The organism is Streptomyces sp. NBC_01092 (genome assembly GCF_045039535.1).
In the GTDB taxonomy this organism is placed as follows: domain Bacteria; phylum Actinomycetota; class Actinomycetes; order Streptomycetales; family Streptomycetaceae; genus Streptomyces.
Genome location: NZ_CP108659.1, coordinates 2,670,854 through 2,682,058, shown reverse-complemented (window position 1 = coordinate 2,682,058; position 11,205 = coordinate 2,670,854). Strand labels below are relative to the sequence as shown.

Below are 11,205 nucleotides of genomic sequence, written 5' to 3'. Positions count from 1 at the left end.
CAGGAACCGTAAGCCTGTTGGGAGCCGCAATGACGCAGCACCTTGATAGCAAGCGCTTGCCGAGGTCGGGGTCGCGACCGGGATCGAGACCGAGATCGGGGCGCGGCCGAGTCCTGGCCGCCGCCGTGCTCGGCCTGGTCACCGCGCTGAGCCTCGGGGCGATCGGCGGGTCCGAGGCCGCGGCCGCGAGTCCGACGGCGACCTCGACCTCGGCCTCTGCCGATCGCTGGTCCGACCGGCCCCACGGCTTCGCCTCCCTCGCCGGCGGCACCACCGGAGGCGCCGGCGGCAAGGTCGTGACCGTCACGGACCAGGTCGCGCTGGCGAAGTACGCGGCGGCCGAAGAGCCGTACATCATCCGCGTGTCGGGTTCGATCGACGTCGAGCCCTTCGGCTCGGACATCGTGGTGACGTCGGACAAGACCCTCATCGGCGTCGGCGACACCGGCGAGATCGTGCACGGCGAACTGCACCTCAACCCGGGCACGAGCAACGTCATCATCCGCAACCTGACGATCCGCGACTCGTATGTCGAGGGCGACTGGGACGGCAAGACCACCGACTTCGACGCGATCCAGATGGACACCGTCGACCACGTGTGGATCGACCACAACCGCTTCACGCACATGGGCGACGGGCTGCTCGACATCCGCAAGGACAGTCAGTACATCACCGTCTCCTCCAACCGGTTCAGCCATCACAACAAGGCCTTCGGGATCGGCTGGACGACGAACGTCCGGACACAGATCACCATCGACCACAACTGGTTCACCGGCACCAAGCAGCGCAATCCGTCGGCCGACAACTGCGCCTACGCGCACCTGTACAACAACTACCTGTCCGCCCAGGTGGCCGACGGCGACCCGGTGTGGACGTACGGGAACTGGTCGCGCGGCAAGACGCGGATGGTCATCGAGAACAGCTACTACGACGGCGTCCAGCATCCCTATCAGGCCGACGCGTCGGCCGAGTTGGTCGAGCGCGGGTCGATCCTGAGGAACACGACGGGGCGGACCGACGAGTGGGGTGCCGCCTTCGAGCCGAGGGATTTCTACGACTACCGGCTGGATCCGGCGGCCGCCGTGCCGGCCCTGGTCAAGCGCTTCTCCGGGCCGCAGCCGCGGATCGGTGTGACCCTGCGGGTCCCGGGCGAGTACCCGACGGTGCAGGCGGCGGTGGACGCCGTGCCCGACGCGAATGCCTCCGCCGTGACGATCGCGGTGGCACCGGGGACGTACCGCGAGAAGGTGTTCGTTCCCGCGAGCAAGCCGAACATCGTCCTGAAGGGGACCGGACGGCACCGGTCCGACACCGTCATCGACGAGGCACGGGTCCACACCGTCGCCGACTCCCTCCAGGGCACCGACGGCTGGGCGCCGTACGCCCGTCACTGACCCCACACCTGCATGTCTTTGCCGGATCCACAAGAAGAGAGCCGACCAATGAAGATCAGCATCCGCAGAAGCAGGCGCGCCGCCACGGCCGTCGTCCTGGGGTCCGTCCTCGCCCTGACCGCCACCGCCTGCGGCGACGACGGCAGCAGCGCGGGCGGCGACAAGGGCGCCGAGGGCAGCGGCAAGGGAAAGATCGTCTTCTGGGACAACAACGGCGGTGTCCGCACCGACATCTGGAAGGAGATCATCGCCGACTTCGAGAAGGCGAACCCGGACATCAAGGTCGAGTACGTCGGGATCCCGTCCACCGACTACCAGTCCAAGGTCGACACCGCCATCCAGGGCGGCGGCCTGCCGGACGTCGGCGGCGTCGGCGCGGCCATGCTCGCCGGGTTCGCCGCGCAGAACGCGCTGGAGCCGCTGGACGCCCGGCTTGCGGGGTCCGCCCTGAACGGCAAGCTCAACGAGGACATGGTCACCTCGCTGACCGCCGCGGGCGGCGGTGACGGCAAGCTGTACTCGATTCCGACCTCCGCGAACAACGGTGTGCTGTACTACCGCACCGATCTGTTCAAGAAGGCCGGGCTGGACGAGCCGACGACATGGGACAAGTTCTACGCCGCCGCGCAGAAGCTGACCAACAGCGGGAAGAACGAGTTCGGGTACACGATCCGTGGTGGTGCCGGGTCCATCGCGCAGGCGCTGGACGCGATGTACGGGCAGTCCGGGATCACGTCCTTCTGGGACGCGAGCGGTGCGAAGACGACCGTCAACGACCCGAAGAACGTGGCCGCGCTGGAGAAATACGCCGCGCTCTTCAAGAAGGTCACTCCGGCCGCCGACCTCAACAACGATTTCACCAAGATGGTCGCCCAGTGGGATTCCGGCACGATCGGGATGCTGAACCACAATCTCGGGTCGTACCAGGACCATGTGAAGGCGCTCGGAACCGAGAAGTTCCGGGGGATTCCGCAGCCGGTCGGCGCAGGTGGCAAGCGGGTGCAGGTGTCCAACCCCGTTGACGGGATGGGCCTGTTCAAGAACTCCGAGAACAAGGACGCCGCCTGGAAGTTCATCGAGTTCGCGACCTCGCGGGCGGAGAACTCGAAGTTCAACGAGGCGGCGGGGCAGGTTCCTTCGAACAACGACGCGGCCAAGGATGCCTGGATCTCGAAGGCCGAGCCGACGAAGTTGGCTGCGGCGGCGTTGACCGACGGGTCCACGACGATGGTGCAACTGCCGTACTACCTGCCCGACTGGAACACGATCTCCAAGGCCGACAACGAGCCGAACTTCCAGAAGGTGCTGAACGGGGACATGAGCGCGAAGGAGTTTCTGGACACGGTGGCCGGTCAGCTGAATGAGGCTCAGGCCGAGTGGAAGTCACGCAACGGCTGAGAGCTCACCCCCTCTTGAAAGGCACCCTTGTGTCGCTCACCCGCAGACAAGTCGGTTCGGCGGCCGTCGCCGCCGTTCCTCTCGCCCTCTCGGGCATCGGCACCGCCCGGGCAAGTCAGCGCCACCGCACCCTCTGCATCGCCGGTGATTCCACCGCCGCCCAGAAATACGCCGACGCCGCTCCCGAGACCGGGTGGGGCATGGCGCTGCCTTTCTTTCTGCGCGATCAGCTCCCCGTTTCCAATCACGCGGTGAACGGGCGCAGTTCGAAGAGCTTTGTGGACGAAGGGCGGCTGGATGTCGTACTGGCCGCCGTCCGCCCCGGTGACGTCCTGCTGATCCAGTTCGCGCACAACGACGAGAAGGACACCGACCCGACCCGGTACACCGAGCCCTGGACGACGTACCAGGACTATCTACGGCTGTACATCGACGGCGCCCGTACCCGGGGTGCCCGGCCCGTGCTGGCCACCGCCGTCGAGCGGCGCCGTTTCGACGCGGGCGGCAACGCCCTGCCGAGCCACGGCGACTACCCGGCGGCGATGCGCGCGCTCGCCCGGGAGGAGCGTGTCGCGCTGCTCGACATCCAGGCGCTGTCGCTCGCGTTGTGGCAGGAGCTCGGGGTCGAGGCGACGAAGACGTACTTCAACTGGACCGCCACCGAGCAGGACAACACGCACTTCAATCCGCCCGGCGCCATCGCCGTGGCGCGGCTCGTCGCGCGGGAGATGCTGCGCACGCGTGTGCTGGCCCCGCGGGACGTGTGCCGGCTGGACGACGAGATCCCGGAGTCGTGGATCACCTGGCCGCAGGCCACCGCCACCGCATAACCCCCCGACCGTGGAAGAGAGAGCCGCACAATGAACAGACATGTATGGCATGGGCATGCCATAGCGAGGGCTGCAGTCCTCGTCGGCTGCACCGCGCTGGTGCTCGGCCTCACCGGGACCGGGCCGGCGCAGGCCGGAAGCCGTGACCTCGGGCGTGACGTCCTCGCCGCCGGTGACGGCTGGGGCTCGCAGGGCGCGGGCACGACCGGCGGGTCGGCCGCCGACGCCGCGCACGTCTACACCGTCACGACCTGGGCGCAGTTCCGGCAGGCGCTCGCCGACGGCGGCAGCGCACCCAGGATCATCAAGGTCAAGGGCATGATCGACGCCGTGTCGGAGGGGTGCGACGCCTTCGCGGCCGAGGGGTACGACTTCCAGCGGTACCTCGCCGACTACGACCCGGCCGTGTGGGGACACGACAACCCCGTCAGCGGTGAGCAGGAGGACCTACGGGCCGCGTCCGCCGCCGCCCAGGATCAGGCCATCAAGGCGAACGTCCCCGCCAACACCACCATCGTCGGGGTCGGCAAGGGCTCCGGCATCCTCGGCGGCAGCCTCCAGATCAAGGGCGTCGACAACGTCATCCTGCGCAACCTCACCATCGAGGCCCCCATCGACTGCTTCCCGCAGTGGGACCCGACCGACGACAACAAGACCGGCGCCTGGAACTCCGAGTACGACGGTGTGGTGGTGTACGGCTCCACCCATGTGTGGATCGACCACAACACACTCACCGACGGCCGCTACCCCGACAGCTCCCTGCCGTCGTACTTCGGCAAGGTCTACCAGCAGCACGACGGGCTCCTCGACGTCGTGCGCGGCGCGAACCTCGTGACCGTGTCCTGGAACTCCTTCGAGGACCACGACAAGACCATGCTGATCGGCAACAGCGACAGCGCGGGCTCGACCGACACCGGCAAGCTCAAGGTCACCCTGCACCACAACCGCTTCGAGGGGATCGTCGAGCGGGCGCCGCGCGTACGGTTCGGGCAGGTCGACTCGTACAACAACCACTTCGTCGTCACCAAGGGCCAGAACTTCGCGTACGTCTTCGGCGTCGGCGCCTCCTCGCAGCTGTACGCCACGCACAACGCCCTGACGCTGGCCGCCGGCGTCGGCGTCGGCAAGGCGCTGAAGAAGTGGAACGAGGCACCGCTCACCGCCGAGAACAACTACGTCAACGGCAGGCCGACGGACCTCATCGCCGTCCACAACGCCGAGATCCCCGGCGAGATCCTCCAGTCCGGTGCCGGGTGGACGCCGACCCTGCGGACGAAGGTCGACCACCCCAAGGCCGTCCCCGGGATCGTCGACCACTGCGCGGGCGCCGGCCGGCTGCGCTGACCCATCCGACGGGGAGGGGTGCACGGCAGGCACCACCCGCCCCTCCCCGGCAACCCCCGCACGACCCCCTGCGAAGGAGCACCCGCATGCCCTCGCCCCACCTCCGACTCCCCCTGTCCAGAAGGGGATTCCTGCTCGCGAGCGCCGGCTCCGCCGCCGCGCTCGCCCTCGCGCCGACCCCCGCCCGGGCCGTCGGCCACGCCAGGCCCCGCCGTCCCTTCGGCCGCCACGGTTCACCGGCCGCCCGCCCGACCCCGCGGACCCTGTACGTCCACCCCTCCGGCCAGGGCGACTTCACGTCCGTGCAGGCCGCCGTGACCTCGACGGACGGCAGCGGCTGGACGCTGGTCATCGCGCCGGGGACGTACCGGGAGACGGTCGCCGTCGACGTGACCCGGACCGGGATGACCTGGGTGGGCGCCAGTGGCGACCCGCGTGACGTCGTCATCGTGTACGACAACGCCGCCGGCACCCCCAAGCCCGGCGGTGGCACCTACGGCACCACCGGCTCCGCCACCACCCTCGTCCAGGCAGACGGCTTCACCGCCCGCGACCTGACCTTCGCCAACGACTGGCTGCGCGCCGACCACCCCGGCACCAGCGGCACCCAGGCCGTCGCGATCAAGGTGCAGGGCGACCGGTCCGCGTTCCATCACTGCCGGTTCCTCGGCCACCAGGACACCCTGTACGCCGACTCCATGGCCCTGGGCGTCATCGCCCGGCAGTACTTCGCGCGCTGCTACGTCGAGGGCGACGTCGACTTCGTCTTCGGCCGGGCCACCGCCGTCTACGAGCACTGCCACTTCCGGACCCTGACCCGGGCCGATCTGTCCTCGGCCCCGTACGGCTTCGTCTTCGCCCCCTCGACGGCCGGCGCCAACCCGCGCGGCTACCTGGTGACCCTCGGCCGCGTCACCAGCGAGGCCCCGGACGCCCACTACAAGTTGGCCCGCCCCTGGGTGCCGAGCTCCGACCCCACAGCCCACCCGTCGCTCACCGTCCGCGACACCCACCTCGGCCCCGGCATCGACGCGGTCGCGCCCTACACCAACATGTCGGACAGCTTCCCGTGGCAGAACCAGCGCTTCGCCGAGTACCGCAACACCGGCACCGGCGCGGTCGTCACCGTCCCCGCGAACCGGCCCCAACTCACCGCCGGGCAGGCCGCGTCGGCGACGAGGGAGGCGTACCTGGGCGACTGGACGCCGTGGAAGGAGGGCTGCTGAGATGCGCAGACGCACTCTTCTCGCCGCCGGGATCGCCGGGGGGCCGGTGGCCACCTCCCCTGCCTTCGCCGGTGGTCGGCGCAGGGTAATGCACGTCCGCCCCGGCGACTCCGTGCAGGCGGCCATGGACGCCGTGACCGGGCCCGGCTGGACGATCGTCGTGCACCCGGGGACGTATCGCGAGGTGGTCAACATCCGGGCGGAGAAGGAGAAGCCGACCCTGCGCGGTGCCACCGCGAACCCCCGCGACGCCGTCATCGTGTACGACAACGCGAACGGCACCCAGAAGCCCGACGGTTCGGGCACCTACGGCACCGCGGGTTCCGCCACCTTCAGCTCTTCGGCGGCCGGACTGACCGTCCGTGATCTGACCCTGGCCAACGACTGGCTGCGCGCCGAGCACCCCGAGATCACCGGGACACAGGCCGTGGCGGCGCACGTCACCGGTGACCGCTCGTCCTTCGGGAACGTCCGGACGCGTCGAGCGCGTACAACGCCCGTAGTTCCAGCGGCACCCTGCCCGCGACCACGTTCCTGACGACGGGCAGCACGACCATCGGGGCGACGATGGACTGACCTGCAGTGACACGGGGAGCGGGCCGGAGGATCCTCGTGTCCTCCGGCCCGGTACGTCCCGTCAGTCCCGGCGGATCAATTCGGGGTCGATGCGGCGGCCCACCAGGGGGAGGGTGCCCGCGATCGCCATGGCGACGACGCCGAGGGCGGAGGCCAGCAGTACGGGTACGCCCGCGCTGTCCCAGAAGATCTCGCCGCCGCCCGTGACCAGATAGGCGGTCTCGGCCAACTTGCCCGAGACCAGGGCCAGCAGCAGGCCGATCGCGAGTGGCAGGACGACCTGGAGACACTGCACGGCGCGCAGGGTGCCGGCCCGGGCTCCGATGAGAGCGAGGGCGGTGACCTGGGACCGGCGTTCCACGGCCCGGTCGGTGACCGACACGAGGAACGCGGCGACGCCGATGACCAAGCCCATCACCATGCCCAGCACGAGGAGCGTCTGGATCACCGTGAGCTGTTGCAGGGCCTCGACGTTGATGCCCGTCGGATCCACGTCCGCCGTCGGTGCGATCGCGCCGATCCCGTCCAGGACCGCGCGCACCGTCGCCTGGTCGGACGAGGAGGCGAGGATCAGCGTGGCGGACACCGGGACGGCGCCGGGCGGCAGCTTGCCGGGTGGGACGAGGAGGTGGGCGCTGGTCAGGTTCGTCACTCCCTGCCCCGCGTACAGCACGGTGTCCTTCGGCACCGGGACGCGCAGGGTCATGCGCCTGCCGTCCTTCTCCAGCAGGTACCTGGAGGTCTTGAAGGGCTCGTCCCCGGTGTTCGGGTCCGACAGGCGCATCACCTTGCCGTCCACACAGCCCTCGACCCGTCGGGTCAGCGCGGCGAGCTGGGCGCAGGTGGCGATCAGGGCACTGGCCTGGTCGTCGTCGGTGTCGCTCTGGAGGTCGTTGTCGAAGTCCATGAGGACGGCGGACACCTCCACGCCGGGAATCTCGCGCAGCCGCTGCTGCTGGCCCCGGCTCAGCTGGGACAGCTGAAGACCGTACTCCTGGGTCGGCGAGGTGTTGCGCGAGACCTGGCTCAGCTCGACCAGGACGCCCTGGGCGAGGGACGCCGAGAACACCAGCAGGACCAGGCCGGTGACCACGCGCATCGCGCTGCCCGGTTCGACCTCGTTGCGGCGCATGGCCAGGTTGAGTGCGAGGTTGCCGGAACGGGCGAGTCGCTTGGCCAGCAGGTACGACAGCAACGGCAGCGTCAGGACCAGGCCGAGGCCGGTCAGCAGCACCCCGGCCGGCACCAGCAGGGCGTTGATCCCGTCACTGCGCGCGGGGCGGTCGGTCAGGCCGGTGGCGCTGAAGCCGCTGATGATCCCCAGGCCGGTGACGAGCAGCAGCCCACCCCAGACGCGGGGTGCCCTGGGAGCTGCCGCACGGCGGGTGGCGAGCGGGTTCCGGGCCGCCGCGCGGGCGCTCGCCCGGCCGACGAACCAGGCCAGCGCCGGGCAGCCGAGCAGACAGATGGCCATCGTCTGTCCCGACACCGCGCCGTCGGCGGCGTACCACTTCAGGCCGGGCAGGCCCGTCCGGGCGACGATCCGGTTGAGCAGCCAGAACTCGGCGAGGCCGAGGGCCGCACCGAGCAGGGCCGCCACGACGGTCTCGGCGGCGTTGACCCGCTGGGTGCCCTTGGCGCTGAGGCCGAGCAGACGCAGCGCCGCGAGCCGTCGGTTCCGGCTGGCCGCGGACAGCTTGGCGCACACCGACAGGAAGACGCCGAGGGGCAGCAGGACCAGGGTGGCCAGGGTGAAGCGAAGGATCTCCAAGGTGGAGGGGTCGACGGCCCAGGTGGGCGGGTACGCACTGCCGAAGCTCTTCAACGCCCGGCCGCTGTCGCCGAGTTGGGTACGGGTGGTGCCGACGTAGGCGTACAGCTCGTCGGGGTCGGTCAGACCGGCCGCACCGATCAGGCCCTTCTCAGTGCCGGGCAGCAGACCCTTGAGGCCGGGCTCGCGCTGGAGTTGGTCGTGCAGGGCGGGGGAGACGTACACCTCGCCCGGGCCGGGCAGCGCACTCAGGCCGGGTGGCGGCGCGGGCGTGTCCTGTGTGCCCAGGGCGATGAAGACGCGGCCGAACGGCCTGGAGCCGTGCGGATCCCGGAACTCCTGCACCAGGCTCCGCTGACCGGTCGGCGCGCCTGCGTAGACCTGAGGGTCACGGTCGGCCGCCCGCCCGTCGTGGGCGTCGAGGATCGCCGGGATCGTCAGGACGAGGGCGAGACAGCACACGCCGAGCGACCCGCCCAGGGTCATCAGCAGAAAACGGGCGCGGTTGCCCCGGCCGGAGCCGAACAGCAGCCGCAGGCCGAGCAGGAACTCCCTCATTCCGCCGCTCCCGTGGGGGCGAGCACCCCGTCGGCCATGGTGTAGCGGCTGTCGGCACGGGCGGCCACCGCCGAATCGTGCGTCACCAGCAGCACGGCGGTCCCCTGCGAGCGGGCCAGGTCCAGGAACTCCTTGAGGACAGCATCGGCGTTGGCACTGTCCAGGGCACCGGTCGGTTCGTCGGCGAAGACCACGGCCGGCTTGTGCACCAGGGCCCGGGCGACGGCGACGCGCTGGCTCTGTCCGCCGGACACCTGGGAGGGACGCCGCTCGCGCAGCTCGCCGATCCCGAGCCGGTCGAGCACCTCGGCGGCGGCCTTGAGCGCGGGACGCTTGCGCCGGCCGGCGAGGCGCAGCGGCAGGGCCGTGTTCTCCTCGATGGTCAACTCGGGCAGCAACTCGCCGTACTGGAAGACGAACCCGAACCGCTCCCGGCGCAGCGCGCTGATCTCCTCGTCGTCCAGGTCGGCGAACGTCTGCCCCTCGAAGCTGATCCGGCCCCGCGACGGAGGCAGTACCCCCGCCAGGCAGTAGAGCAGCGACGACTTCCCGGAGCCGCTGGCCCCGGTGATCGCCGCGACCTCGCCCCGGGCGAGCGCCAGATGGGCGTCGCGCACGGCCGGTGTGGAGCCGTAGGAGAGCTCGACACCGCTCGCGGAGAGGATGTGTGGTGTGTCTGACGTACTGGTACTGATCGTGTCCCCCGGAGGCCGGAGGGCCCCGGCGGGTCAGACCGGGGCCCAAGGGGTGTTCTATGACCGACGGTCACCCGTCAGTCTCTCCTGGCGGTGATAGCTCTTCGTCACCGAGCAGTTGTCCGGGTGGAGCGAACCCCGGTCCGCTTTTCGCATCCCCGGAAGTTTCGGTTGTTTTCGTCGTGGCGCGGCAACCTCCCCGGCCACGGCGGCGACAGCAGGGCGTCCCGTCCTCAAGGAAAGGAACGCCCCGTGCGGCACAGCACCGGCCGTCATCGCAGGACCCGTACCCTCTCGCTTGCCGCGGCGGTCGCCGTCGCCTCGGGGGCGGGCGGCGTCTACCTCGGTCTCTCCGACGGCGGCGCCGAGGCGGCCTCGGCGACGGTCACCGTGTCCAGCACCGCTCAGCTGGAGTCGGCCGTCAAGAATGCCTCCGCCGGTACGACCATCCAGGTCCGCGGTGGTACGTACACCCCGTCGGCGACCCTCAAGTCGACCGCGAACGGCACCGGTTCCGCGCGGATCACGTTGCAGGCGTACGGCAGTGAGAAGGTGCGGATCGACGGGGCGAAGCTGCCCGAAGGGTCCTGGCTGGCCGGGATCTACGGTGATTACTGGACCGTGCAGGACCTGACCTTCGTCAACTCCCCGGCTCAGGGCTTCGTCGCCACCTCCTCCGTGGGCGGTGTCTTCAAGAACCTCGTCACCGCGGACAACGGCGACTCCGGGTTCACGCTCCGAGGGGACGGCACCACCGGGAACCTCGTGCAGAACCTGGACAGTCACGGCAACTATGACCCGGCCGGGCACGGTCAGAACGCCGACGGGATCGCCGTGAAGTTCGGCTCCGGGACCGGCAACCGGATCACCGGGGCGCGGCTGTTCAACAACTCCGACGACGGGCTCGATCTGTGGCAGTTTTCCTCCCCGGTCACCATCGAGCACACCTGGGCCTTCGGCAACGGCAGGAACCGGTGGGGCGACTCGGCCTTCGAGGGCAACGGGAACGGGTTCAAGCTGGGCGGCGGGGGCGCCTCGGTCGCGCATGTCGTCAACAACAACGCGGCCTGGGACAACACGCTGCACGGCTTCACCGAGAACTCCAACACCGGGGCGATCGCGCTCAACCGCAACACCGCGTACGCCAACGCCGAGACCGGGTTCTACTTCGCCACCGGCAAGGCCCGGGCGGCCCGCAATCTCGCCGTCGGCAACAGGAAGGGGCTGTCCGAGCTGGGCGCGTCGACCGTGTCGGCGGCGAACAACTGGGACGGCGGCGTCACCACCCCCTCCTTCCGTTCGACCGATGCCACGACGGCCTACAACACCCGTAAGGCGGACGGATCGCTGCCCGCCACCACCTTCCTGACGACGGGCTCCACGGTCATCGGCTCGACCATGAACTGACCTTCG

7 protein-coding genes and 2 pseudogenes are annotated in these 11,205 nt (G+C 69.9%); 7 read left to right on the top strand and 2 right to left on the bottom strand.

All coding sequences use genetic code 11. The features are described from left to right. Positions 1-29 precede the first annotated feature (29 nt). The 6 genes and pseudogenes from OG254_RS11850 to OG254_RS11825 all read left to right on the top strand — a co-directional run. Positions 30-1,319: pseudogene (locus OG254_RS11850) on the top strand (pectinesterase family protein); the annotation flags it as partial. A 123-nt stretch (positions 1,320-1,442) separates the two neighbouring features. Further along, positions 1,443-2,792 carry an ABC transporter substrate-binding protein gene (locus OG254_RS11845; RefSeq protein WP_405580383.1) on the top strand — a complete coding sequence of 450 codons (1,350 nt, stop codon included), beginning with the start codon at positions 1,443-1,445 and terminating at the stop codon, positions 2,790-2,792. Between the two features lie 29 nt (positions 2,793-2,821). Then, positions 2,822-3,622, top strand: coding sequence for a rhamnogalacturonan acetylesterase (locus OG254_RS11840; RefSeq protein WP_405594950.1), 801 nt, complete (start codon positions 2,822-2,824; stop codon positions 3,620-3,622). A 30-nt stretch (positions 3,623-3,652) separates the two neighbouring features. Further along, positions 3,653-4,966, top strand: coding sequence for a polysaccharide lyase family 1 protein (locus OG254_RS11835; RefSeq protein ID WP_405580380.1), 1,314 nt, complete (start codon positions 3,653-3,655; stop codon positions 4,964-4,966). A gap of 86 nt (positions 4,967-5,052) precedes the next feature. Continuing rightward, on the top strand, positions 5,053-6,192 hold the full coding sequence (locus OG254_RS11830; RefSeq protein WP_405580378.1) for a pectinesterase family protein: 1,140 nt from the start codon (positions 5,053-5,055) through the stop codon (positions 6,190-6,192). Between the two features lies 1 nt (position 6,193). Further along, positions 6,194-6,667 (top strand): annotated as a pseudogene (locus tag OG254_RS11825) (pectin esterase); the annotation flags it as partial. 162 nt (positions 6,668-6,829) lie between these two features. Here the strand turns inward: OG254_RS11825 and OG254_RS11820 are convergent. Beyond that, positions 6,830-9,097: an ABC transporter permease gene (locus OG254_RS11820; protein WP_405580375.1), complete on the bottom strand. Its 2,268-nt coding sequence runs from the start codon at positions 9,095-9,097 to the stop codon at positions 6,830-6,832. Then, a complete protein-coding gene (locus tag OG254_RS11815; RefSeq protein WP_405580373.1) occupies positions 9,094-9,714 on the bottom strand; it encodes an ABC transporter ATP-binding protein in 621 nt (206 codons plus the stop codon). Before OG254_RS11815 ends, OG254_RS11820 begins: the two co-directional genes overlap by 4 nt. Before the next feature lie 330 nt (positions 9,715-10,044). Here OG254_RS11815 and OG254_RS11810 point away from each other — a divergent pair, with 330 nt between their 5' ends. Further along, positions 10,045-11,199: a right-handed parallel beta-helix repeat-containing protein gene (locus OG254_RS11810; RefSeq protein ID WP_405580370.1), complete on the top strand. Its 1,155-nt coding sequence runs from the start codon at positions 10,045-10,047 to the stop codon at positions 11,197-11,199. Positions 11,200-11,205: the final 6 nt, after the last annotated feature.

Excerpts from the sequence above, each read along its gene's own strand:
- OG254_RS11835 (WP_405580380.1), top strand. The coding sequence starts at position 3,653 with ATGAACAGACATGTATGGCATGGGCATGCCATAGCGAGGGCTGCAGTC.
- OG254_RS11830 (WP_405580378.1), top strand. The coding sequence starts at position 5,053 with ATGCCCTCGCCCCACCTCCGACTCCCCCTGTCCAGAAGGGGATTCCTG.
- OG254_RS11845 (WP_405580383.1), top strand. The coding sequence starts at position 1,443 with ATGAAGATCAGCATCCGCAGAAGCAGGCGCGCCGCCACGGCCGTCGTC.
- OG254_RS11820 (WP_405580375.1), bottom strand. The coding sequence starts at position 9,097 with ATGAGGGAGTTCCTGCTCGGCCTGCGGCTGCTGTTCGGCTCCGGCCGG.